We start from the raw sequence: 22,417 nt of genomic DNA, 5'->3' as shown, positions 1-22,417 counted from the left end.
CCACAAATTCACATTATACTAACTCGCGAAAAGGATGAGAATAATGGGTTCCAGTATATATTCCATTTCCTCGCTGTCCCGACGCGGCTTCCTGCGTGGGGCAGGGGTCGGCGCTACAGTCGCGGTACTGAGCGCCTGCGGGGCTAATGAGCGTTCTGTGACGAGCTCAGCTACGCCTACCAAGGGCGGGACGCTGACGGTGCTCACGTCGGACACTGACATTAATTGGGATCCTGGCCGCAGTCAGGGCATGGCCGTCACCTCGTTGGCCCTGGTGCATCGTCGTCTCACCAGTTGGCGGATCGTTCAGGGGAAGGAGGCCAAGGTCGTCCCTGACTTGGCTACCGACACGGGCAAGGCTTCGAATGGTGGCCGAACGTGGACCTTTACCCTCAAAGATGGCTTAGTGGCTGAGGACGGGTCGCCTATCACGTCTACGCAAATTCGCCATGGTGTCGAGCGCACGTTTACGGCCTCCTTGGCTGGCGGCCTCGGCTACCACAAGACACTGCTTGACGGTACCTCCGGATACACTGGCCCGTATAAGGGCCAGCATTTGAAATCCATTGAGACGCCTGATGATAAGACGATTATCTTCCATTTGAAGGCGCCGTTTGGTGACTGGCCGTGGATTGTTTCAATGCCGGCATTTGCCCCGGTGCCTCTCGGTGACAACCCCACGACCTATACTCGTAAACCAGTAGCGTCTGGTCCGTATCGAGTGGCTGATTACAAACAGGGCGTTGCTGCAACTCTCAAGCGCAATCCGAAATGGACGCCATCCTCTGACGACGTGCGCACCGCCCTGCCCGACACCATCGTATTTTCATTGGGGCAGGAAAGCTCAGTGGTTGCTCAACGACTTATCGATGATTCTGCCGATGATCACAACTCCTTTGGGGCGGATATGGCGCCTCCGGCACGACTGCCTCAGGTGACGTCTAATCCGCAGGCTAAGGCCAGGCTAGCCGTCGGTAGTGCCGGTCCGTTGCAGTATTTGGCAATCAACGTCGAGCGGGTCAAGGACATCAAAGTGCGCCAAGCCATCGCATACGCGGTAGATCGCAAGGCTGCCGCAACGGCTCTGGGAGGCGAGATTGGCGCAGCTCCAGCGACAACGTACATCACACCAGGTATTCCGGGACGGCAGGAATACAACTTGTACCCAGAATCCACGGAGAAGGCCCAGAAACTCCTCAATGGGACGAATGTGGGTCAACTCGTGTTGCTGGTAAGCAACGATGAGGGGACGATGGCCCTCGCTCAGGCCGTCGGCCAGGCGCTGCAAAAGGCTAATCTGTCCGTTAAAATCAACCCCGTCGAGAATGAGACGTGGGTTGAGAAAGTCACTCAATCCGATGGTTCCGATTACGATCTAACCATTGCGTCATGGAACCCCGACTACCCGTCGGCTAATGCTAATTTACAGCCGCTATTTGCCTCTAGTGAGATTGGCTCAGGAGGCTTCAACCTTGGGCGTTACCACAATGCTGAGGTGGACAAGATGCTCAGTGACGTGGCTGCCCTTCCGATGGATGAGGCCAAGGAGAAATGGGCACAGATTGATCGGAGAATCGCCCAAGATGTTCCAGTGGTACCGCTGGTGTATCGGCGTAATGCTTTTCTGCATGGATCAGGTGTGAGCGGTTTCTTTGTCAATCCCTTCCCTGCTTATCCGAACTACCTTGTCGTGGGGGCTCAGGGACGATGAGCCAGGCACAGCAGGGCAGCGCTCCCACCTCGGCGACCGCACAGCAGGTTCGGCATTCGGATGCTGTTTTGAGCCTGCGAGGGATGACGGTGAGGTTTTCCGGATCGTCGGTGGCAGCATCCGAGGGAATTGATCTCGACCTCGTATCTGGGCGAGTACTGGCGCTGGTGGGGGAGTCCGGCTCGGGGAAGTCTGTTACGGCTTTAGGCAGCCTCGGCTTGCTGCCCCAGGCCGCGACAGTGACTGGATCGGTGCTGTTGAGCTGTGATGAACCCGGCGATAATCGCGACGGGGCATTCGTAGAGCTGATAGGTGCCGACAGGTCGGTGCTCGACAATGTCAGAGGCCGGGTAATAGGGACCATTTTTCAAGAGCCTTCTAGCGCGCTCGATCCGCTCTTGACGATTGGTGCCCAGATCCGTGAAGTGATTGTGAGGCACTCTCGTGAGCCTCGGTCACGCTCTCGGATACGCGCTCGCGTTCATGAGCTGCTAGGCCGCGTTGGGTTGCCAGACGTTGAAAGGATCGCCGGCTCCTATCCGCACCAGTTGTCCGGAGGCCAGTTGCAGCGCGCGTGCGTGGCACTGGCCTTGGCATGCAACCCGAAGGTAATCATCGCTGATGAACCCACCACAGCCCTCGACGTCACGGTACAGGCTGGGATTCTCGACCTATTGCGCCAATTGACCGACGAGGGCATGGCGGTACTACTGATTACTCATGACATGGCCGTGGTGGCCGACATTGCCGACGAGGTCGCCGTCATGCAGAAGGGCCACATCGTTGAGCGCGGTAGCGTCGATAAGATCTTCAACGATCCGCAACACTCCTATACCCGCCAGCTTCTCGACGCCGTACCTCGGCTCGATGCGCTGCGACGGACTCTTAGCCCACAGGCCGACCCCAGTGGGGCTGGGAGCGGTGAGCCAGCACCGATTGGGGTCGTCTCCTCACCGACGAAGCCGGAGCAGCCACTCGTTGAGGTCACAGATCTCGACGTCGTCCACCGTGCCCGGCGACGCCGATCGGTGCACGCGGTACGCGGTGTGAGCCTGACTATTGCGCCAGGGGAAGTACTGGGATTGGTGGGGGAGTCCGGCTCTGGAAAATCCACCATCGCTGGCACTCTCACCGGGCTGGTACCGGTGACCTCCGGGTCAGTCCGGGTAGCTGGGGTTGAGGTGGCCGGCGCCTCTCGACGCGCGTTGCTTCCGGTTCGCCGCAGTACTGGGGTGGTGTACCAGAATCCAGCGTCAGCTCTGAACCCAAGACGCACCGTCGGTGCCTCGATTGCGGAACCTCTCATGCTGCATTCCACATTCGATTCGGCGCGAAGGCGGGCTAGGGTGCGCGAACTTCTCGACCAGGTGGAACTGCCGCATTCGATGGCAGACCGGTACCCCCATCAAATGAGCGGTGGGCAGCGTCAGCGAGTCGCGATCGCCCGTGCTTTGGCGTTAAAGCCCAGGCTGGTCGTCGCTGATGAGCCCACGAGTGCTCTCGATGTGTCGGTGCAGGCGAAGGTACTTAAACTGTTGACCAGTTTGCAGGCTGAATTGGGGTTTGCCTGTCTCTTCGTTTCCCATGACTTGGCAGTCATTGAGCAGATCGCTGCCCGCACGGTTGTGCTCAGCCGGGGCCGGATCGTCGAGGAGGGGCCAACCGTCGAGGTGCTCTCGCATCCGCGGGAGGACTACACCCGCGCTTTGGTCAGTGCCGTCCCCATCCCTGACCCGGCGATACAGCGAGCTCGCCGGGCCGCGAGCGTTAGACGTTGAGGAGCGTCAGTCCAGGGTGGTGAGAATGCGTGCTCCGTTCCGTTCGACGACAAGGGTCTGTTCGAATTGGGCGCAGCGCGATCCATCGTTGGTGAGGACGGTCCAGCCGTCGTCCCACTGATGGTTGGCCTGATCCCCCAGGGTGAGCATTGGCTCGATGGTTAGTGTCATGCCCTCCTCAAGGGTGACGTCATAGCGTGGCTCGTCGTAATGGAAAACGATGAGACCGGAATGAAAGGCGCTGTGGACACCATGGCCGGTGTAATCGCGCACCACGCCGTGGCCGAAGCGCTTGGCGTAATTCTCGATGATTCGGCCAATGATGGAGATTGATCGGCCCGGCTTGACGGCTTTGATGGCCCGATTCATGGACTCTTCGGTGTGCTGAATGAGGTCTAGAGACTCCTGACTGACGTTTCCGCAGGGGAAGGTGTAGCAATTGTCGCCGTGCACGCCGTTTTTATAGGCGGTGACATCGATTTTGACGATGTCGCCGTCCTCCAGCGGGCGGGAGTCAGGAATGCCGTGGCAGATGACTTCGTTGACGCTGGTGCAGCAGGATTTGGGGTAATTGCGGTAATCAAGGGTCGATGGGTATGCGCCGTGATCGCACATGTATTCGTGGGCGATGCGGTCGAGTTCATCGGTGGTGACTCCGGGTGCCACAGCTTTTCCAGCCTCGTGCATGGCACCACACGCGATCCGACCGGCTTCTTCCATGGCGGCGATCGTTTCGGGCGTTTGCACATGGGAGCCGTTGTAGTCCTCCGGGACGTCGCCTAACCCGACATAGGGGGGACGGGCAATACTGCCGGGAACGTGACGACGAGGACTCTGTGGATATGGCTTGATGGCACTCACGTCGGTCCAGTTTAGGTCGTGGGGACGTCGTTCTCGCCTCGTGTTCTCCGATAGTGTCGTCGATAGATGCCGGGTATGCGTCGGGGCGGTGCAGGCGTCGTGGCAGTGGGTGCGGCATCGTCGAATCGTCTAGGGCACTACCGCGCTTCGCGCTGATTCCAAGGCAACGGGTGGGGATAGCGATCTGCGCGTGAACGCCGCTTAGTCCACCTTGAGAGATTCTCGGGCGTGGTCGACGAGGGCTTGACGAGCTGAATCGCCGATCGTGGCGGAGTTAAAGTACATCCCGAGAAAGTCAGTTTGGCCGGTGTTGACGACCACGACGTCAATGACATCGCCACGCACTTGGGGCAGGTTGGGTAGTGAGACATAGACCTCACTGCGCTTCCACCACGCCGGATGACCGTCGATCGTCAAAGCCTGCGAATGAATTTCCTTTTGTCCCGAATACCCCGTGTAATAGTCGGAGCTGGCGAAACAATCCATCATCATTGATGCGCCTGTTTGAGGATCAGAGAATCCTTCGGCAACCGGTAACCCGCCAACTCCCGACACGCTCATCCAGCCGGGATAGACGTCGTCGATCTGTGCTGACTGTCCCATAACCCATGGCAAGGCGAGATTATCGTGACGCCAGTTAGGAATGGACTCTACGGAGACCCCGCCGCCATGCAGACGACCATCACGAGAATCCTGGCTACCCGGATGATGGCCTTGCGGACAGGTGACGGCTGAGGAGCTGGCAGACGGAGAGCTCGATCGTTCGTTCCAGGCTGAGACGCTCGGAGACGACGAGTTGAGATCAGGTTCAGCGCTGTGATCGTGGGATGTGCCACGACGCAACGCGAACGCGACAATGACAGCGCCAACAAGGATGACGACGATGATGGCCCAGAGCCACCGAGAATCGCGGCCGTTGCCATGATCGCTGCGGCCTTTTCCGCCTGGTTGTGTGGTGGAATCGGGGGAGGCCGTCGTGCGGTCGGTCCACCGCTCGCCGTCGAACCAGCGATAGCGACCCGGGGTGCCGTCAGGGTCCCGATACCACCCCGCCTGAGGACCCGAAGCCATATCAGCAGTCTACAGACGCCATGCACCACCTTGTTACCCGCTCGAAACATCTACCAGGCACACTGAAAGGGTGAGCAGGCAGACTGAATTCGTCCTGCGTTCCATGGAGGAACGCAATATCCGTTTCGTGAGGCTGTGGTTCACTGACGTGCTGGGCTCTCTGAAATCCGTTGCCATTGCCCCAGCTGAGGTTGAGGGGGCGTTCGCCGAGGGAGTAGGTTTCGACGGCTCAGCTATTGAGGGCTATGCCCGCCTCTACGAGGCAGACATGGTGGCCCACCCTGATCCGGCTACCTTCCAGGTTCTGCCATGGCGCACGGGCACCGGCACCGCGAGGATGTTCTGCGACATCACCAATCCTGACGGAACCGCTTCGGCAGCAGATCCCCGACACGTCCTCAAAAGGGCGATGAGTCGTGCTGCTGACATGGGTTTTACGTTCTACGTTCACCCCGAGATCGAGTTTTATCTGCTCAACGATGAACACCGTCCTGGAGAATCTCCGGTGGCGCTGGATAACGGCGGTTACTTCGATCACACCACTCTCGGTGCGGGCACCGATTTTCGGCGCGACGCGATAAACGTTTTGGAGCAGATGGGCATATCGGTGGAGTTCAGTCACCACGAAGCCGCTCCGGGGCAACACGAAATTGATCTTCGTTACGCCGATGCGCTGACGATGGCCGACAACATCATGACGTTCCGGGTGGTCATCCGGGAGATCGCGTCCCTGAAAGGCATCAAAGCGACGTTCATGCCTAAGCCCTTCACCGATCACGCCGGTTCGGGTATGCACTCCCACGTATCCCTTTTTGAGGGAGACACCAACGCCTTCTATGACGCGGCTGATGAAGCCCGCATGTCCCCGGTTGCGAAGCATTTCGTCGCTGGTCTTTTGCACCATGCCCCGGAGATCACAGCTGTGACAAACCAATGGGTGAACTCTTACCGGCGGCTCTCCGGTGGCGGCGAAGCGCCCAACTATATTTGTTGGGGTCGCAATAACCGTTCGGCTTTGGTCCGTATCCCAATGTATAAGCCCGATAAAGCTTCCTCGGCCCGGGTGGAGTTGCGCTCTATTGATTCTGCTGCCAACCCGTATTTGGCCTATTCCTTGATGCTTGCGGCCGGCCTGGATGGCATCGAGAAGGAATTGCCGCTCCCAGAGGAAGCATCCGACGACGTGTGGCAGTTGTCAGCTCGGGAGCGCCACGCACTGGGCATCAAGCGGCTGCCGCAAAGCCTGGGTGGTGCTATCCGCTGCATGGAGGAGTCCGAACTCGTGGCCGAAACGCTCGGCGAGCACGTGTATGACTACTTTTTGCGCAATAAGAGGGCGGAATTCGAAGAGTACAACCGGCAGGTCAGCCAGTTTGAGCTTGATCGTTACCTACCGCACCTTTAAATAGAGGTGTTATCTGAATCAGCGCCCGATTAGTCGTCAGCGAGAATGACGCGAAAAACGTCAGCCATATCGACTATTGGGAGGACGTTTGCGACGTCGTCGACGTGAGACCCAGAGGCCTGAACCCGTCCTGCCGACCGCATTTCTGACCAGTGTGAAAAGCCGGTGGCTAACTGAAGGAAGGTGACGGGGTCGGTTTCGGCCACATTTGGCGGGGTGCCTCGATGGTGGCTGGGCCCCGACTCGGTCGCAGCCAACTGAACTGCACACGCAGGCGGTACCCGAAGCTCAATCGTGCGACCGCCGTGGGTTTGATCGAGAACAGCTGACAAGCTGCGGCAGCTCTCAATAAGCGCTGGTGACGGAATATCGATGCCGTCGTGCAAGCCCATAGCGGCCATGGCGAGCAGGGTAGCCCGCAGATGGTCGGTCACCCGCACTGGCCCTACTAGGGAATCTACTGTTGCTGACGGCCCAGGGGTAGCGAGTAATACTGACTCGACTTCGTCCAGGAGGCGGCGAGCCTGCCCGACTAGCCGGGTAGCGGTGTCGTCAGCAATGACCTCGTGGCCGATGTGTGCCAATGTACCGGTGGCTTTGCGACGCTCGTCAATCACCTGGGCCAGGGTCATTGGCCTGATGGTGGTCGGTGTCGTGACCGTTTGCAGGGTATCGGTGAAGATCACCATAAGGTGGGCGATGTGGTGCCGCCCCCATAGCCGGGCTTCGCCGGGGCCCAAGCTGCCAGTTTCACGTTGGGGCAGCAAACACCGGGCGGTCGCTATCCACGTGGTTGCCAACCGCCTCACGCCGCGTTGCGCGCGTGCTGCCATAATCGTCACCTCAACAAAACTAGAAGTACCGAGTTGCACGGACCGTACACCCATTTGACGGTGGCGTGACGACTGAGCGACACATCGGTGCTCCTGTCGACTAATGTGCCACCGAGGGGGTGGTCGCGGTGGATCGCAAGACGAGCGTCACAGTAGACCTACTGCGCCTGGGAGTGATGGACACGGATGCGGCTGTGACCAACCATCACAGAATCGCGGAGGTCCTCAGTGCAGATCCCGATCGATTAGCGGATTGGGAATATCACCTCGAGACGAGTTGTGATCCTGATCTTGCCCTTGATGTCTTGGCCGATCTTGCCCAGAACTCACCGCAGCGCGTCGGTGAATTACTCGACGACGACGCGTCCGCTTGCCGGTTGGTTCGACTGGTGGGCGCATCCAGCGAATTGGGACGTTACCTCATTGCTCACCCTGATGACCTTGCTGAGGTCACCCGTGATCCGGTCCGTCTCGGGCGTGACGAGATTCGTGACGATTTACTTGGGGTCGTTGGCGCCCACCGAGAAGGAGAGTTCATCGTCGCCGAGGTGCCCACCGGCCCAGCATCAGATCGGCTGAGGTTGGCGAACCGGCGTCACTTGGTGCGGATCGCGTCGCGGGATGTTGGTGCTGACGATCCGACGGCGATTATCGAAGATATCGCCGCAGAACTTGCCGATTTAGCTGACGCCATTATTGCTGCGGCACTGGCTTTGGCTCGGGCTGACTGTCCAGATCATGCTGATGCCCGGCTGGCCGTTATCGCGATGGGAAAGTGCGGGGCTCAGGAGCTCAACTACATCTCCGATGTCGACGTCATGTATGTTGCCGAACCGGCTCGTGATGATGTCTCAGACGCCCGTGCCGTGGCTGTTGCGACGACACTGGCAGCGTCTGTGGCGAGATTGTGCTCGGCTCACTCGGGTGCTGGCTCCATCTGGCAGGTTGACGCTGCCTTGCGCCCAGAGGGTCATGCCGGACCGTTGGTGCGCACCATGGATTCAATGCGCACCTACTACGAGAAGTGGGCGAAGAACTGGGAGTTTCAGGCCCTGCTGAAAGCCCGTCCAATGGCCGGCGATCTCGGTTTGGGTCAACGATTCGTTGACATGGTTTCTCCGATGGTGTGGCAGGTGGGGGAGGCTGAGGGATTCGTTGCGCAGACTCGGGCGATGCGGACCAGAGTCGTCTCTCTCATCGCTGCCAAGGACAAAGGACGTGAAATCAAGCTCGGTGCGGGGGGATTGAGAGACGTCGAATTTACTGCGCAACTGTTACAGCTGGTGCATGGGCGGCAGGACGAATCGCTGAGAGTGCGTGCCACCTTGCCGGCCCTGCGAGCCCTGGCAGCGGGCGGGTACATTTCGCGCGGCGCCGCTGAACGCCTTGAGGAGGCGTATCGGTTAGAGCGCGTCATGGAGCATCGCGTGCAGATGTTCCGACTGCGGCGTACCCATCTGCTGCCAGACGACGAGGACGGTTTGCGTCGTCTAGCCCGCGCGGTGGGCCTCCACACCGCTGATGAGGTCCATGGTGTCTGGACGGCGACGTCAAAGGCGGTGCTGCGTGCTCACGGACAGGTGTTCTATTCGCCGGTAGTCGAAGCGGTCGCGCGCATTCCAACCCAGGATCTGCGGATGAGTGCGGATGCTGCCAAGGTGCGTCTGAGCGCGCTGGGGTTCCATGACCAAGACGCCGGCCTACGTCATATTGAGGCCCTCACGAGCGGCACCAGCAGGGCGGTGCGCATCCAGACTGCGCTTATGCCGGCCATGCTGGCGTGGCTGGCCGACGGCCCTAGCCCCGACTATGGCTTACTCGCGTTTCGCCAAGTATCTGAAGCGTTGGGGGACTCACCGTGGTACCTCAGGGCTCTTCGCGACGAGGGGGCGATGGCCCAGCGGCTAGCGGTGGTGCTGTCGACGTCGAGGTATGCCGTCGACATTCTGACTCGCGCTCCGGAGACCGTCCAGGTGCTCGTCGATGATGACCTCACCCCGCTGGGCCGGGAGGATCTCGCACGACAAATGAATGCGGTGTCGCGGCGTCACCACGACGTCGAAGAGGCCCTCAGAGCAATCCGGGCAGTGCGCCGCCGCGAGCTATTTCGGATCCTCGTCGCCGATATTCTCAACGTCACTGACATTGTGAGTATTGGCCAGGCTTTGACTGATCTCACCGGGGCGACCATTGATGCGGCGTTGACCGCGGTGTCACGGGGAATTGAGGATGCCCCTGCGATCGGAATTGTCGCGATGGGTCGTTGGGGCGGACAGGAACTGTCCTATGGATCTGACGCTGATTGTTTGTTCGTCGTCGGTGACGCGCCGGGGGCCGGGGACAAAGCGCTGAAGATCGTCACCACGTTACGCAACCTGCTCGGCAAGCCGGGTGCCGATCCCGCTGTGGTGTTGGACGCTGATTTGCGTCCGGAGGGACGATCTGGCCCGATGGTGCGGAGTCTGGAAAGCTATCGGAAGTACTACAGGCAGTGGTCGAGTACCTGGGAGTCCCAAGCCTTGTTGCGGGCCTGCCACGGCGCTGGTGACCGGGAGCTGACAGCAAAGCTGTTGGAATGCGTCGATCATGTGCGCTACCCGGCGGACGGCCTGACGGGAAAGCAACTGGCTGAAATTCGCAAGCTGAAAGCGAGGATGGAATCGGAGCGGATTCCTCGCGGAGTGGACCGCAGGCGGCATCTCAAGCTGGGACCGGGAGGGCTATCGGATATCGAGTGGACGGCTCAGATGTTGCAATTGCAGTACGCCGGCAATGAACCAGCTTTACGCACGACTTCGACGATCAAGGCCCTTGACGCCGCTTTGGCAGCGGGTCACATTGACGATGAGCAGCACGACGAGTTGTGTAATTCCTGGCTGGCGGCGAGTCGATTGCGTAACGCGATCATGGTGGTGCGTGGCCGTCCGAGTGACGTTATTCCGTCAGATTCGACCGATCTTGACGTTATCGCTAGATCGTTGGGAATGGGGCGCGGGGCATCCGAGAAACTCATTGAGGACCATTTGCGGCATTGTCGACGCGCATCACGGGTTGTTGACGCGGTGTTTTGGAATTAGTGATCGTTCTCGGAGAATTTGAAGGCATGGGGGCTGGGGACCGGTAGGTTTCGAGCCCACGCTGGATCCGTACACATCCGTGCTATCGCCAACCCGCACGCGATAAGGATGACAGTGAGGACGGCATCGACGCCGAACGTCAGTGCTTTCATCATGTCTTGACCATTGAGCCAATAAACGGTGCGATACATCGACGCGCCAGGGACCATGATGACGCAGGCCGGGACCGTCAATGTGATGCGCGGCAGCTTAGTTCGAGCCGATAAGGGACTTGCGAGGAAACCAACGATCAGGCCGCCGACTCCAGCAGCTAATTGGGGCGGCAAGTTGACGGTGACGAAGGCAAGACGGCAGAGATTCCCACAAGCTCCCAGAGCTGCAGCCCAGATGACCGTGCGCGGCGAGGAATTGAAGATAATGGCAAATCCGGCGACGCCACATGCCGTCGCTACCGCGTAGGCGAGCCACGCCCACGGATAGGGGAAAAATGTTTGAGCAGGGAGTGGTTGCAGGCCGGTAGCTGTCGAAAATACCCAGGCAGACAGAGTGGCAGCAAGGATGAGGCCGACGCAATACGTTGCCCGACTTAAACCGGCCGTGAAGTCCATACGAACCATGTCAAGGATTGACGTGATCATGGGGAACCCTGGTACAAGGAACAGCAGGGATGCGACGTAGCCAGGGCCGTGAATAGTATGCAGGCCAGTGTATGTCAGCACATCTGCCAGCATGAGGTACACCAGGCAGGCTGCGCCCGATGCTAGAGCCGCAATTCCATATTGATTCAGCCATCGACGATTGAGGCGGCCGCGCACACATTGGCCGGCTGATGCCGCTACGAGCACCACGAGAGCATCAGCGAGAGAAAACTTGTTGAGGATGGCGAATCCGGCGCAGGCAACGCCACCGGCGAGTACTGTCTGCCATTCCGTCCATTGCGGACGCACTGTACGTGAAATGCAGTCCAATCGTGATTCCAATTCACGCCCCGTCGTGCCAGCAGGCAGGTGATGGGCAAGATCCTCAAGGGCGGCGATACGTGAGGAATCGACGCGTACCCGGTAGACCTCGCGCGCAACAGTGCGGAAGTTATCGCCGCGGTGGGCTGTCGCGGTGATTTCGGTCAGGCCGACAGTGGCGTCAACTCGATCAATGCCCAGAGCGAGTCCAGCGTCGGACATCGCCCGCTTCACCCGGTAGGAGCCGGTGCCAGAAGATAACAGCATTGATCCCAGCCGGATCACCGCTTCGGTGTCAATAACGAATTCGCGGTCATGGCGAATGTCGTCGCGGTCGTCTGGCTGATCGGTGTTTTTCACATTCTTTCATTGTGCCATGGCCGCTCCGATGGTCCACGGGTCGGTTCGAATACCTAGATTCTGGCAGGGGAGGCCTAGCTCTTCATGGAGGCGACGCGCAACGTCGGCGCACCAGGGAGATTCCGAAGCCCAATGTGCGGTGTCGACGAGGGCGGGGCCACCGGCGCGAAGATGCTCGTCAGCGGGGTGGTGGCGCAGGTCACTGGTGAGATAGACGTCAGCACCGCTTGCAGCGGCAGCGTCGAGCAGGGAGTCCCCGGCGCCAGAGCACAGTGCGATTGTCCTGACGAGCTGGTCCGGGTCGCCTGCGGCTCGCACGCCCCACACTGTGCGGGGGAGTCGCTCGTCGACACGCTGGGTGAAACTGCGGAGGGTCATTGGCGTCTCGAGATGGCCGACACGCCCAATCCCCGGTGTGGCAGGGCCAGGCTGGCAGGCAGAGTCGATGGTCGTCACGTCGTAGGCAGGCACCTCGTAAGGGTGAGCATGGACAAGGGCGTGGCGCACTGCGGACCGTGCAGAGGTGGGGGCGACGACGTGGATGCGCACTTCCTTGACGGTTTCAACGTGGTTGGTGGTACCAAGGGTGGGATGGGACCTGTCCAGGGGTCGGAACTGGCCACGCCCGACCGTCTCGAAGCTGCACTGGTCGTAACCGTCGAATCGGCCCGCTCCAGCCTCGAAGAGGGCATGACGAACTGTCGCAACAGAGTTGATGGGTACTTGGACTCCCCATAGATCGACGGGCTGCACTCGTGGTTCTAGGGGACGCTCGACGGTCACCCCCACCACCCGTGCGAGGACGTCATTAACCCCGCCGACTGCCGCGTCGGCGTTGGTGTGGGCGCTCATGAGGGCGATGCGGTGGCGAATAAGGCGGTGAACGATGCGTCCCTTGGGGGTATCCGCTGCCACCGATGTGGCTCCCCGCATTAACAATGGATGGTGAACCACGAGCATATCTGCGTCAGCTTCAATGGCAGCATCGACGACGGCATCAGTAGCCTCTAAAGCACAAACGATCCGCTCGACGGCGTCGCCAGGATCACCGCACACCAGACCTGGGGCGTCCCACGATTCTGCCAGTGATGGCGGATACCACCGATCCAGGATGGTGCGCACTTGACCGACAGTGATGAGGCGACTGTGTGGAGTGTGTGGAGTTTGAGGGGAGTGGTCTGCCATGGCTTTACGGTAGCGTGCACGACCAATCCAGATCATGACCGATTTCGGACTAATTCCGCCAATGAGGCATGGTGATTGAACCTGCTGGGTGTGATCTGTGCAGTAGATGGCAACGTCCGAAACGGCGGGGCCTGAGCACACCCGGTGTCGTGGCCAACGACACCATGAGGAGAACACTATGCTGATTGTCGTGCTTATTACTCGGCCCGCCGTGATTCGATGATGAACGTTAGACGTGTTGTGGTGGCTGTAGCAGCTGCGGCGGTCACAGTGGGGTGTTCTCCTGCGATCCCTGCAGTGCCGGAGGCCGTCGTGCCCACCTCGTCGACGACGTCAACGCCGAGGTATACCCCGCGACCACAAACCAGCGCCCCGCCGCAACGAGTGACCAACGTCGGCGGAGGGCAAACGGCGCTCACGTGTCGCCAAGGCGAGAAGGCTGCTATGGGGTTTAGCGACGTCATGGCGGCGACGGGGGCGCGAGTAACGAGGCTGACGATCCGTAACTGCGGACCGTCAGTGATGGTGCTTCCTGTCATGCCACAACTTCACCAGACTACGGAGGCTGGCAAGGGAGTGCCGGTGGTGTGGAAACCCTACGACTCTGCGGCGAAGCCTCGGCGCCTGGCTCCTGGGAAGGTAACTAGTTGGGAGCTGTCCTGGCGTACCAATGGGGACTGTGAACACCGCGGGGCACGGCGACTCGAAGCCAAGGTGGCAGCCGCGACTGCAATCTTGGCGGGATGCCTTGATTTGGGGGATTCTCACGCCCTGACGGACGAAGCGTCGACGGGCCCGAACGGTTCTGATGCTCTTCCGGTACCGGAGGCTACCGTGAGGTGGTTGGATTAACGTCGAGCTGCGAGTAGTTCGGTGAATACGCCACAAGGGGCGCGTAGCAACGCCCCTTGTGGGATTACTCAGATGTCGTAGTACAAGTCGAACTCGTAGGGGTGCGGGCGCTGTTGCAGAGCAGCCAGGTCGCTGCGCTTGAGGCCGATCCAGGTCTCAATGAGGTCCGGAGTGAACACGTCGCCAGCAAGCAGGTATTCGTGATCGGCCTCGAGGCTGTCGAGGACTGCGCCGAGACTGGCTGGGACGTGGTCCATGGCGTCGTGCTCCTCGGGCGGGAGCTCATAGATATCTTTGTCGACCGGGGCGGGCGGTTCGATCTTGTTTTGGATACCGTCTAGACCAGCCAGCAGTAGGGCGGCGAAAGCCATGTATGGGTTGGCAGACGGATCCGGGCAGCGGAACTCGACGCGCTTGGCCTTCGGGTTCGGGCCAGTGATCGGGATACGCATACAGGCGGAGCGGTTGCGCTGGGAATACACCAGATTGACGGGGGCCTCGAAGCCCGGCACGAGACGGTGATACGAGTTAGCGGAGGGGTTGGTGAAAGCCAACAATGACGGCGCGTGTTTGAGGATGCCGCCGATGTAGTAGCGGGCCATGTCAGAGAGCTGAGCGTACCCGGACTCGTCAAAGAACAGCGGCTCACCGTTCTTCCACAGCGAGGAGTGGACGTGCATACCGGAACCGTTGTCACCGAAGATCGGCTTGGGCATGAAGGTGGCCGTCTTCCCGTGCTGCCAGGCGACATTCTTGACGATGTACTTGAACTTCATGACGTCGTCGGCTGCGCGGGACAAGGTGTCGAACCGCCAGTTGATTTCGGCCTGACCTGCGGTGCCGACCTCGTGGTGGGCGCGCTCAACCTTCATGCCGAGGCTTTCCATAATGGTGACGATTTCGTCACGCAGATCACCGAAGTGGTCCGTCGGGGCGACCGGGAAGTACCCACCCTTGTATTTCACCTTGTATCCGCGGTTGCCACCGTCTTCGTTACGCCCGGTGTTCCATGCTCCAGCCTCAGAGTCGATGGAGTAGTACGAGGTGTTCTGGCGAGTGTCGAAGCGGATGTCGTCGAAGACGTAGAACTCAGCTTCGGGAGCGAAGAAGGCAGTATCTCCGATTCCAGTGGATGCGAGGTAGGCCTCAGCCTTACGCGCGATGTTGCGAGGATCGCGGCTGTAGGCCTCTTTCGTGATGGGATCATGGACATTGAAGTTGACGATGAGGGTCTTGCGCTCACGGAAAGGATCAACCCAGGCGGTTGTCGGATCGGGCAGCAGCGCCATATCCGATTCGTTGATTTTCTGGAAGCCCCGAATAGAGGATCCGTCGAAGGCCAGTCCGTTTTCATACTGGTCCTTGTCGAACTCTCGGGCTGGGACGGTGAAGTGCTGCATGATACCGATAAGGTCACAGAAGCGGACATCAATCATCTCAATGCCCTCCTTCTTGACATAGGCAAGCAGGTCGTCGGGACCTTCGAACATCTTTCCTCCATCAACATGGCTGGTGATGTGTTCACGGTAGTTGCCTCGGGTTGCTCACCCGTCACCGTTGTGTTTCGAGCATGTAACAGGTCGTGCCGGTAGGATTCATCAAGTGACAGGAACCGAGGCAGCCCCAGGTGTCTCACTTGGGCTGCCCTCCGGAGGGCGTGGTTCGCTGGCCAGTTGGGGTAAGCGCATCGGTGCCCTCGTTATCGATTGGGGGGCCGCTATGGTGCTGGCCAGCGCTCTTTTCGGCCCGGCGGTGATCCGGGGCAGAGGCTGGCCGATATGGATGCCGATGGCCGTGTTTTTCGTCGAGTCAGTTTTGTTCACTGCCATAGCAGGTGGTTCCTTCGGCCAAATCGTGGCCCGCGTCGCAATCGTCCGCCTCGACGATCTCGGCCCGATTGGATGGTGGCGGGCACTCGCCCGGACTGCCATGAAATGCCTCGTCATTCCCGCTCTGGTAATTGGTGCCGAACGCCGCGGACTGGACGATCTCGTGCTCGGTACAGTCGTCGTCAATCGCAAGTGAGATATATGCGCATCATGGTGTTGTCTCGGGGGGTTCCGAGTCCCGAGGCTCCGTTGCGGGGCATCTTCGAGTACGACCAGGCAGTGGCGCTGCGTCAGCAAGGTCATGACGTCGTCTTAGCTGCCCTCGATGCCCGTTCGGCTCGCCACTGGCGAAGATTTGGGATCCGAATTGAGCATGCCAATGATCGCCAAGATGGTATCGCGATGGTCAGGCTGGACGTGCCGGTGGGGGCTGCACCGGCGCGCATTGATCACCGAGTTCACGCCCTTGCGGCCCGGCGTCTGCACCGCATTGTGGCCCGTGAATGGGGCACCCCTGACGTCATCCATGCGCACTTTGCCAGATTCGCTGCTGCTAGTGCCAGGGCAGCTTTTCCAGAACCATTGGTGTGGACTGAGCACGATTCTCACCTAGCCTGCCCGGATCGCCGCCTTACCGAGGACATCGCGACTGCGGGCGAGCGTGCTGACGCGGTGATTAGCGTGTCTCAAGACCTTCGCGACAGACTCGCTGAGTATGGCGTGGCTTCAACCGTCGTGCCCAACATCGTCGACACCGAACTGTTCGACTGTCCGCACCGACCTCATGAGGGGACGGTTGTCGTCAGCGTCGCTACCCTCAATCCCGGGAAAGGAATGGTTGAGTTGGCGCACGCTGTCGAGCTCCTGCCCGGGGTTCAGCTGCGAATCATCGGTGGTGGACCACAGCAGCGTCAGCTGGAGGAAATAGCTGCCGATAACCCACGCATCGCGGTGTTGGGCCCTCAATCTCGGGAACGTATCGCGCAGGAACTTGCAGCGGCTGACGCCTTTGCGTTGGCATCCCACGCCGAGACCTTCGGCGTCGCGTGTGCTGAAGCTTTGGCAGCTGGCTTGCCCGTTTTGACGACGGCCTGCGGCGGACCTCAAGAATTCGTCAACGATTCCAACGGCATGGTGGTTCCGATCGGGGATGTGCAAGCCCTGGCAGACGGGTTACATAGAGTGCTGACGACGTCATGGGATCACGAACAGATCGCTGAGCAAGCTCGCTCCCGGTTCGCGGCTGGTCCAGTCGTTAACCAGTTGGAGGCGGTCTACCGGCAGGCGATAGCCGGTCACGAGTCGGCTGGTTGAGCGTGGGTGGAAGACTGGCACACATGGATATGACCGCGTGGATGGCGAGTATTAATGGCGTCATCGCGGCCAATGCCTCCCAGCCGTGGGTCATCGGAGCATTGTGGGGGCTCTGTGTCGTTGACGGGTTTTTCCCGCCGGTTCCTAGCGAATCCCTCGTTGTCGCTTTGGCAGCAATTGGTCATCCGCCATGGTGGCTTATCATTCCAGTTGCGGCTGTGGGCGCAATTTGTGGGGACAACATTGCATATTGGGTAGGACGTCGGCTCGGTCATACCAAGCTCTTTACCGGTGGTCCGAAGCGACAAAAGACTGTCGCGTGGGCGAGGCGCCAGCTGCAGATTCGAGGTCCGCTGTGCATCTTGGTGGCCCGTTACATTCCTGGAGGTCGCGTCGTCGTTAATGCGATGGCAGGGGCCACTCGTTTCTCATATCGGGTTTTTCTGCCTGTTGACGTCCTGGCTGGAGCATTATGGGCTGGATATGCCACCGCCATTGGGGCGGGGGCGGCGAGCGTTTTAGGTAATAATCATATTCTTGCCGCGGCCGTGGGGATCATCGGTGCGGTAATCATTGGTGTCATCCTCGACCAGATTTTGCAGCGATTGATGCCCGGGTCTGACGTAGAGTCGGCGCGCAGTTACCGAGAGCCGTGATGGCGCACCCGGCTGCTAGCCAGGCGCGCCATCATGACAGCGGAGGACTCGCGATCAGACTCGGCCTTCCTTCTGGGCATCTGCCTTACCCGTGGACTTGCTGGCAGCGAGCTGAGCCTCATCGAAGATACTGGCACCGCCGGTGGTGTCGTCACCATCTTCTTCGCGACCTGGAGTGCGCAGGTTCCACTTCGTGATGGCGAAACGGAAGACGACGTAATAAATGACGGCGTAGATCAGACCAATGAGGATGAGCAAGAGCACCTTTCCGGGGCCACCGGAAAGCTCTGATGCTCGACCGAAGTTGATGATGTAGTCGGTCAGGCCGGCCGAGAATCCGAATCCGTCCTTGATGCCCAAGGCGTTGCACAGGGCTAGAGAAGACCCGGTAAGGAGAGCATGTACCAGGTACAGCGGGAAGGCGACGTAGGCGAACGCGTACTCAAGTGGTTCGGTGATGCCAGTGAGGAAGGCCGTCAAGCCCACAGAGAGCATGACGCCACCCGTGATCTTCTTACGCTCCGGTTTGGCGGTGTGGTAGATAGCCAGCGCTGCACCAGGTAGCGCGAACATCATGATCGGGAAGAAGCCAGTCATGAAGGAACCAGTCCAGGCGTTGCTGCCAGCGGTGCCGCTGAAGAAACAGGTGATATCTCCATGGAGAGTCTCGCCGGCAGCATTGGTGCAGTTGCCCAACTGGAACCACGGCAAAGAGTTCAGCAGGTGGTGTAGACCAAAGGGGATGAGCAGGCGGTTGATGGTGCCGAAGACGAATCCCGTTCCTGGGTTAGATCCGTGAGTCATGATGAAACCGCCGACCTGCTTATTGAACAGCCAGTCGAAGGCTGGATAGATCACGGCCATAATGACGCCTGCGACGACGGACGCAGCGGCGGTGACAATCGGTACGAAACGACGACCACCAAAGAACGCTAGATACGTTGGCAGCTTGGTACGGCGATATTTCTCGTACATCTTGGCTGCAATGAGGCCGATGACGATGCCACCGAGCACGCCATAGTTGATGACCCCGGTCTCCTTGGAGAAGTACGGAGCCAGGGCGTGGAGGACGCCGCCCTGGGTCTTATCAGAAGTGCCAGCTCCGGTGAGGGTGAGATAGCCGATGAGGGCGGCGAGGGCGGTTGAGCCGTCAGCTTTCTTGGCGTAACCGACGGCTACACCTAGCGCGAAGATGAGCGGTAGGTTGTCGAAGATAGCGCCGCCTGCCCCGGCGAGCACGTCAGCTACCGGCTGTATCCATGATGCGTGTTTAGCGAGACCGTCGGCTCCGAGGACGTCAGCAGATCCGAACCGCATCAGGAGTGCCGCAACTGGCAGAGATGCGATCGGGAGCATGAGGGAGCGTCCAATGCGCTGCATCTGGGAGAACCCGGGTATCTGCCGTTTCTTCTTTGTGCTGGTGGCAACAGCGTCTTTAGCCATAGGAGTTCCTCCGCAGTGAGTGCTCATGTCTAAGGCTGATGTCCGCGTCGGCTTCAGCCTCAGGTGGCCCTATGGGTGGTATGGACCACTTTTCGAAGTACAGACCACTGAGGCGATCATGTCAAGGTAGCGTGCAGAGTTTGTGAACGTCACCATAGACTTTCGCCGTGGTCTGCGCCGAGTTACACCGTGATCGGAGCATAATTCACCCATGAAGTACGTGACCGTGCGGGATTACCTTGTCGAGCTTATCGACACCCGTTTGTCGGTCGGAGATGTCGTGCCTAGTGAGCGGGAGCTTGCCGAGCGTTTCGGTGTCTCGCGCATGACCGTTCGTCAGGCGGTCGATTCACTGGTGAGCAGCGGAATGCTTGAGCGTCGCCGGGGCAGCGGTACCTATGTCAGGGCTCCCAAAGTGGACGTACAGTCACGAATCTCGTCGTTTAGCGAGGAGATGCGTCAGCGCGGCATGATCCCGGGCACCCGAGTGGTGCGCGGCGAGGAGTTGTCGGCTACTCCGGATGTCGCAGTGTGGTTAGGGATTGCGTCGGGGGAGCCAGTCCATTACATCTACCGTGTGCGGTTAGCTGATGGCGTACCGATGGCGGTTGAAAAGACGTGGATAGCCGTTCAGGTGATGCCAGATCTGCTGGCTGACGGCGTCCCGGCAAGTATCTATGAGGCCATGACGGCAGCTGGGCTGGCGCCTACCTGGGGTGAGGACGCGATCGAGGCAATCAGTGGTGACGCGCTGGTATGTGAGCACTTGCAGATCCCCGTCGGGTCGGCTGTATTGGCTATTAACCGTCGTACCTATGCCGATGACATAGCTGTTTCGTATTCCAGGACGTGGTATCGGGGAGATCGCTACAAGCTGTGGGTTCCGATCTCTGGTCCGCGCAGAACCCTGTATCCACCTCGAGGAGGTTCACGATGAAGCGTGTTGAGGACATCTTGGCGGCCCTAGGCGGAGTCGACAATGTCGTGTCGATTGAGCCATGTGTGACCCGGCTACGGTGCCAGGTTCGCCATTGCGAGCATGTCGATGAGCAAGCTCTGCGACGAGCTGGAGCGCATGGCGTCACGACGCAAGGGCACAGTGTTCAGGTCATTGTCGGCCCGGACGCCGATCTACTGGCTTCAGATCTGGAAGACCTGTGGGGAGACGAGCGCGAGTCCTGATCGGATCTTGACAGGTAAACATTTCATGGAGTTCAGTAGTAGTTGTCTGGACCACTTGAGAAGTGGGTCAGTACCCGTTCTGAGATCCTCCATGGCGGAGTTCATCTCGAACTAGAGCAAGGAGACATCATGAGCAAGGCAGAACAAATCCTGGCAGCCCTCGGTGGCGACGAGAACATTGACGACCTCGAGGCGTGCATCACTCGGTTACGTGTCGAGGTGGATGATCCAGACCTGGTCGATGAGCCTGCGCTCAAGGCTGCTGGCGCCTTCGGCGTTGTTCAGCAGGGTACGTCTGTTCAGGTCGTCGTCGGCCCTGAAGCTGACACTCTTGCCGAAGACATTGAGGACCTGCGCTGATGGCGTCGATCACCGCTCCTCTCGATGGCACCGTCATGGCCTTGTCTGAGGTACCTGATCCTGTCTTCGCGCAGGGTCTTGTGGGCCCTGGCATCGCCATGATGCCTACTAGCGATGGTGACGTCACCGTGGTGGCCCCGGCGGCAGGCCGTATCGTCAAGCTGCACCCGCACGCGTTTGTTATCCAGACAGAGACGTTTGGGTTACTAGTGCACCTTGGTATTGACACCGTCCAGCTTGATGGTGAGGGATTCACCCTGCACGCTGTGGAGGGTGACGAGGTTGCCGTTGGAGACCCACTCATCACCTGGAACCCTGCCAAGATCACACAGGGTGGCCGCAGCGTGGTGTGCCCGATCGTCATCCTGGATGTTCCCGCTGACAAGCTGGAACATATCCGTCCAGCGGGGGAGTCAGCCCAGATTGGGGAGCCGCTGCTCACGGTGGCGTGAGTGAGCGGCAACAGGGGCGGGGTAGCGGCTCTGTGCTATGCGGCAATTCCACGCGAGAGTGATGAGGCATCCGACGCCAACGAGTTCGTAGGCGTCAGTAAGGATCTTTTGCCACCATGCTGCGGTGAGTTCGCGATCACGACCGGCTGGGAACCACCAGATCATCCATGACAGTGTGACGAAACCCCAGATGGCGGCCAGCACGTGCTGGCAACGGCGATGATCGGCTAATCCAGCGACCATGATAAACGACCCCCATACCCAGTGGTGCGACCACGACACCGGGCTTACTAGGCATCCGCACAGCCCCGCGCAGAACAGGGACCACACCTGGTCGGCCCCACCCCGGTACCACAAGCGTCGCGATGCGATCCCAGCGAGTATGCAGCACAGCACAACTAAAGTGAGCCACGCAAGTGTAAGGTCACCGTGACCTAGCCGCAGCAGCATACCCGAAAGTGACTGGTTCCCCGCCCAGATGAGCCCACCCAAACGGCTGGGCGTTACCATGTACTCAGTCCAGTACTTCCACGACGCTGTCGGCATGACTGCAAACCCGATGGCGATCGTCGCTACACCAGCCACGGCTGCTCGAAGGGCTGCTTTGAACTGACCCGTGACGAGGTACCACAGGGCGAAGATGCCAGGGGTGAGCTTGAACCCGGTGGCCACACCAACCCCCATCCCACGCCACTTTCGGGGTAGCAGGAAGACGTCAATAATGATGAGAAATGCGAGCTGGAGGTTGACCTGGCCGTAGACGAGAGTTTTCCCGATGGGTTCGCTGAGGTTGAGCACGCCGACGAGGACAGCCACCAAGAATGGGTGAGGTTTGCGCCCGCAGCGTCGCCAGATCAGATCAGTTGTGATGACGAGGGTGATCGCGCTGACACAGTAGTGGAGAATCGTCGCAGCGAGGGAGGGCAGTAGAGCTAATGGGGTGAGCACAACGGCGGCGAACGGGGGATATGTGAAGCCCAAGCCACGTACAGGCGTGGCTGTGTATAGAGTCGTGGGGTCATCCAACATGGCGTGGACACAGCCGCGGTAGATCTTGAGATCGGTTGGGCGTGGCATGGCCAACGTCCA

The 22,417-nt window shown here is 59.7% G+C and carries 20 protein-coding genes and 1 pseudogene; 12 read left to right on the top strand and 9 right to left on the bottom strand.

Going from position 1 to position 22,417, the window contains the following annotated elements; all coding sequences use genetic code 11:
- Positions 1 to 43 precede the first annotated feature (43 nt).
- Both FYJ43_RS11345 and FYJ43_RS11340 read left to right on the top strand, forming a co-directional pair.
- Entirely contained in the window at positions 44 to 1,711 is a 1,668-nt protein-coding gene (locus FYJ43_RS11345) for an ABC transporter substrate-binding protein (protein WP_154564989.1), read from the top strand.
- Positions 1,708 to 3,489, top strand: coding sequence for a dipeptide ABC transporter ATP-binding protein (locus FYJ43_RS11340; RefSeq protein WP_154564987.1), 1,782 nt, complete (start codon positions 1,708 to 1,710; stop codon positions 3,487 to 3,489). Before FYJ43_RS11345 ends, FYJ43_RS11340 begins: the two co-directional genes overlap by 4 nt.
- Before the next feature lie 6 nt (positions 3,490 to 3,495).
- On the opposite strand, the gene map is transcribed toward FYJ43_RS11340, so the two are convergent.
- The 3 genes and pseudogenes from map to FYJ43_RS12365 all read right to left on the bottom strand — a co-directional run.
- Positions 3,496 to 4,350, bottom strand: coding sequence for a type I methionyl aminopeptidase (gene map, locus FYJ43_RS11335; RefSeq protein WP_326833617.1), 855 nt, complete (start codon positions 4,348 to 4,350; stop codon positions 3,496 to 3,498).
- A 201-nt stretch (positions 4,351 to 4,551) separates the two neighbouring features.
- A complete protein-coding gene (locus tag FYJ43_RS12370; protein WP_229771762.1) occupies positions 4,552 to 4,953 on the bottom strand; it encodes a hypothetical protein in 402 nt (133 codons plus the stop codon).
- A 399-nt stretch (positions 4,954 to 5,352) separates the two neighbouring features.
- Positions 5,353 to 5,421 (bottom strand): annotated as a pseudogene (locus FYJ43_RS12365) (hypothetical protein); the annotation flags it as partial.
- Positions 5,422 to 5,524: 103 nt separating this feature from the next.
- Here FYJ43_RS12365 and glnA (FYJ43_RS11325) point away from each other — a divergent pair.
- Complete coding sequence (glnA, locus tag FYJ43_RS11325; RefSeq protein ID WP_154565142.1) at positions 5,525 to 6,826, top strand: type I glutamate--ammonia ligase; 1,302 nt, start codon at positions 5,525 to 5,527, stop codon at positions 6,824 to 6,826.
- Positions 6,827 to 6,855: 29 nt separating this feature from the next.
- Here the strand turns inward: glnA (FYJ43_RS11325) and FYJ43_RS11320 are convergent, their stop codons facing one another.
- Positions 6,856 to 7,659, bottom strand: coding sequence for a sterol carrier family protein (locus FYJ43_RS11320; protein WP_154564983.1), 804 nt, complete (start codon positions 7,657 to 7,659; stop codon positions 6,856 to 6,858).
- A gap of 128 nt (positions 7,660 to 7,787) precedes the next feature.
- Here FYJ43_RS11320 and FYJ43_RS11315 point away from each other — a divergent pair, with 128 nt between their 5' ends.
- Complete coding sequence (locus FYJ43_RS11315; RefSeq protein WP_326833616.1) at positions 7,788 to 10,736, top strand: bifunctional [glutamine synthetase] adenylyltransferase/[glutamine synthetase]-adenylyl-L-tyrosine phosphorylase; 2,949 nt, start codon at positions 7,788 to 7,790, stop codon at positions 10,734 to 10,736.
- On the opposite strand, the gene FYJ43_RS11310 is transcribed toward FYJ43_RS11315, so the two are convergent.
- The gene (locus tag FYJ43_RS11310; protein ID WP_229771761.1) at positions 10,733 to 11,962 is read right to left on the bottom strand and encodes a threonine/serine exporter family protein; all 1,230 of its coding nucleotides are present in this window, start codon (positions 11,960 to 11,962) and stop codon (positions 10,733 to 10,735) included. The genes FYJ43_RS11315 and FYJ43_RS11310 overlap by 4 nt on opposite strands.
- A gap of 99 nt (positions 11,963 to 12,061) precedes the next feature.
- Entirely contained in the window at positions 12,062 to 13,240 is a 1,179-nt protein-coding gene (locus FYJ43_RS11305; protein WP_154564981.1) for a Nif3-like dinuclear metal center hexameric protein, read from the bottom strand.
- 444 nt (positions 13,241 to 13,684) lie between these two features.
- Between FYJ43_RS11305 and FYJ43_RS11300 the strand changes: the two genes are divergently transcribed.
- The gene (locus tag FYJ43_RS11300) at positions 13,685 to 14,092 is read left to right on the top strand and encodes a DUF4232 domain-containing protein (RefSeq protein ID WP_154565136.1); all 408 of its coding nucleotides are present in this window, start codon (positions 13,685 to 13,687) and stop codon (positions 14,090 to 14,092) included.
- A 68-nt stretch (positions 14,093 to 14,160) separates the two neighbouring features.
- On the opposite strand, the gene glnA (FYJ43_RS11295) is transcribed toward FYJ43_RS11300, so the two are convergent.
- Positions 14,161 to 15,582: a type I glutamate--ammonia ligase gene (gene glnA, locus FYJ43_RS11295; RefSeq protein WP_154564979.1), complete on the bottom strand. Its 1,422-nt coding sequence runs from the start codon at positions 15,580 to 15,582 to the stop codon at positions 14,161 to 14,163.
- Between the two features lie 112 nt (positions 15,583 to 15,694).
- On the opposite strand from glnA (FYJ43_RS11295), the gene FYJ43_RS11290 reads away from it, so the two are divergent.
- Genes FYJ43_RS11290 through FYJ43_RS11280 form a run of 3 tightly spaced genes read left to right on the top strand, consistent with a single transcriptional unit; the run spans position 15,695 to position 17,891 of the window.
- Positions 15,695 to 16,117 (top strand): RDD family protein, encoded by a 423-nt coding sequence (locus tag FYJ43_RS11290; RefSeq protein ID WP_326833614.1) that lies wholly within the window; start codon positions 15,695 to 15,697, stop codon positions 16,115 to 16,117.
- 5 nt (positions 16,118 to 16,122) lie between these two features.
- Positions 16,123 to 17,235, top strand: coding sequence for a glycosyltransferase (locus FYJ43_RS11285; protein ID WP_154565134.1), 1,113 nt, complete (start codon positions 16,123 to 16,125; stop codon positions 17,233 to 17,235).
- A 23-nt stretch (positions 17,236 to 17,258) separates the two neighbouring features.
- Entirely contained in the window at positions 17,259 to 17,891 is a 633-nt protein-coding gene (locus FYJ43_RS11280) for a DedA family protein (RefSeq protein ID WP_154564975.1), read from the top strand.
- 54 nt (positions 17,892 to 17,945) lie between these two features.
- On the opposite strand, the gene FYJ43_RS11275 is transcribed toward FYJ43_RS11280, so the two are convergent.
- Entirely contained in the window at positions 17,946 to 19,334 is a 1,389-nt protein-coding gene (locus tag FYJ43_RS11275) for a PTS transporter subunit EIIC (protein ID WP_154564973.1), read from the bottom strand.
- Between the two features lie 211 nt (positions 19,335 to 19,545).
- Between FYJ43_RS11275 and FYJ43_RS11270 the strand changes: the two genes are divergently transcribed.
- From FYJ43_RS11270 to FYJ43_RS11255, 4 genes are all read left to right on the top strand, one after another.
- On the top strand, positions 19,546 to 20,271 hold the full coding sequence (locus tag FYJ43_RS11270) for a GntR family transcriptional regulator (protein ID WP_154564971.1): 726 nt from the start codon (positions 19,546 to 19,548) through the stop codon (positions 20,269 to 20,271).
- A complete protein-coding gene (locus tag FYJ43_RS11265) occupies positions 20,268 to 20,516 on the top strand; it encodes a glucose PTS transporter subunit EIIB (RefSeq protein ID WP_154564969.1) in 249 nt (82 codons plus the stop codon). Before FYJ43_RS11270 ends, FYJ43_RS11265 begins: the two co-directional genes overlap by 4 nt.
- Before the next feature lie 129 nt (positions 20,517 to 20,645).
- The gene (locus tag FYJ43_RS11260) at positions 20,646 to 20,876 is read left to right on the top strand and encodes a PTS transporter subunit EIIB (protein WP_154564967.1); all 231 of its coding nucleotides are present in this window, start codon (positions 20,646 to 20,648) and stop codon (positions 20,874 to 20,876) included.
- Positions 20,876 to 21,328, top strand: coding sequence for a PTS sugar transporter subunit IIA (locus FYJ43_RS11255; RefSeq protein ID WP_154564965.1), 453 nt, complete (start codon positions 20,876 to 20,878; stop codon positions 21,326 to 21,328). The genes FYJ43_RS11260 and FYJ43_RS11255 overlap by 1 nt, the downstream gene beginning before the upstream one ends.
- Here FYJ43_RS11255 and FYJ43_RS11250 read toward each other — a convergent pair.
- Complete coding sequence (locus FYJ43_RS11250) at positions 21,290 to 22,405, bottom strand: glycosyltransferase 87 family protein (protein ID WP_195839993.1); 1,116 nt, start codon at positions 22,403 to 22,405, stop codon at positions 21,290 to 21,292. The two genes, FYJ43_RS11255 and FYJ43_RS11250, sit on opposite strands and share 39 nt — an antisense overlap.
- Between the last annotated feature and the right edge of the window lie 12 nt (positions 22,406 to 22,417).

Origin of the sequence: Cutibacterium porci (genome assembly GCF_009696315.1) — a bacterium.
In the GTDB taxonomy this organism is placed as follows: domain Bacteria; phylum Actinomycetota; class Actinomycetes; order Propionibacteriales; family Propionibacteriaceae; genus Cutibacterium; species Cutibacterium porci.
This window is presented reverse-complemented; position numbering and strand designations above follow the sequence as displayed.

Excerpts from the sequence above, each read along its gene's own strand:
- FYJ43_RS11345 (WP_154564989.1), top strand. The coding sequence starts at position 44 with ATGGGTTCCAGTATATATTCCATTTCCTCGCTGTCCCGACGCGGCTTC.
- FYJ43_RS11340 (WP_154564987.1), top strand. The coding sequence starts at position 1,708 with ATGAGCCAGGCACAGCAGGGCAGCGCTCCCACCTCGGCGACCGCACAG.
- FYJ43_RS12370 (WP_229771762.1), bottom strand. The coding sequence starts at position 4,953 with ATGGGACAGTCAGCACAGATCGACGACGTCTATCCCGGCTGGATGAGC.
- glnA (WP_154565142.1), top strand. The coding sequence starts at position 5,525 with ATGGAGGAACGCAATATCCGTTTCGTGAGGCTGTGGTTCACTGACGTG.
- FYJ43_RS11320 (WP_154564983.1), bottom strand. The coding sequence starts at position 7,659 with ATGGCAGCACGCGCGCAACGCGGCGTGAGGCGGTTGGCAACCACGTGG.
- FYJ43_RS11310 (WP_229771761.1), bottom strand. The coding sequence starts at position 11,962 with ATGCTGTTATCTTCTGGCACCGGCTCCTACCGGGTGAAGCGGGCGATG.
- FYJ43_RS11305 (WP_154564981.1), bottom strand. The coding sequence starts at position 13,240 with ATGGCAGACCACTCCCCTCAAACTCCACACACTCCACACAGTCGCCTC.
- FYJ43_RS11300 (WP_154565136.1), top strand. The coding sequence starts at position 13,685 with ATGGGGTTTAGCGACGTCATGGCGGCGACGGGGGCGCGAGTAACGAGG.
- glnA (WP_154564979.1), bottom strand. The coding sequence starts at position 15,582 with ATGTTCGAAGGTCCCGACGACCTGCTTGCCTATGTCAAGAAGGAGGGC.
- FYJ43_RS11285 (WP_154565134.1), top strand. The coding sequence starts at position 16,123 with ATGCGCATCATGGTGTTGTCTCGGGGGGTTCCGAGTCCCGAGGCTCCG.
- FYJ43_RS11280 (WP_154564975.1), top strand. The coding sequence starts at position 17,259 with ATGGATATGACCGCGTGGATGGCGAGTATTAATGGCGTCATCGCGGCC.
- FYJ43_RS11275 (WP_154564973.1), bottom strand. The coding sequence starts at position 19,334 with ATGGCTAAAGACGCTGTTGCCACCAGCACAAAGAAGAAACGGCAGATA.
- FYJ43_RS11270 (WP_154564971.1), top strand. The coding sequence starts at position 19,546 with ATGAAGTACGTGACCGTGCGGGATTACCTTGTCGAGCTTATCGACACC.
- FYJ43_RS11265 (WP_154564969.1), top strand. The coding sequence starts at position 20,268 with ATGAAGCGTGTTGAGGACATCTTGGCGGCCCTAGGCGGAGTCGACAAT.
- FYJ43_RS11260 (WP_154564967.1), top strand. The coding sequence starts at position 20,646 with ATGAGCAAGGCAGAACAAATCCTGGCAGCCCTCGGTGGCGACGAGAAC.
- FYJ43_RS11255 (WP_154564965.1), top strand. The coding sequence starts at position 20,876 with ATGGCGTCGATCACCGCTCCTCTCGATGGCACCGTCATGGCCTTGTCT.
- FYJ43_RS11250 (WP_195839993.1), bottom strand. The coding sequence starts at position 22,405 with ATGCCACGCCCAACCGATCTCAAGATCTACCGCGGCTGTGTCCACGCC.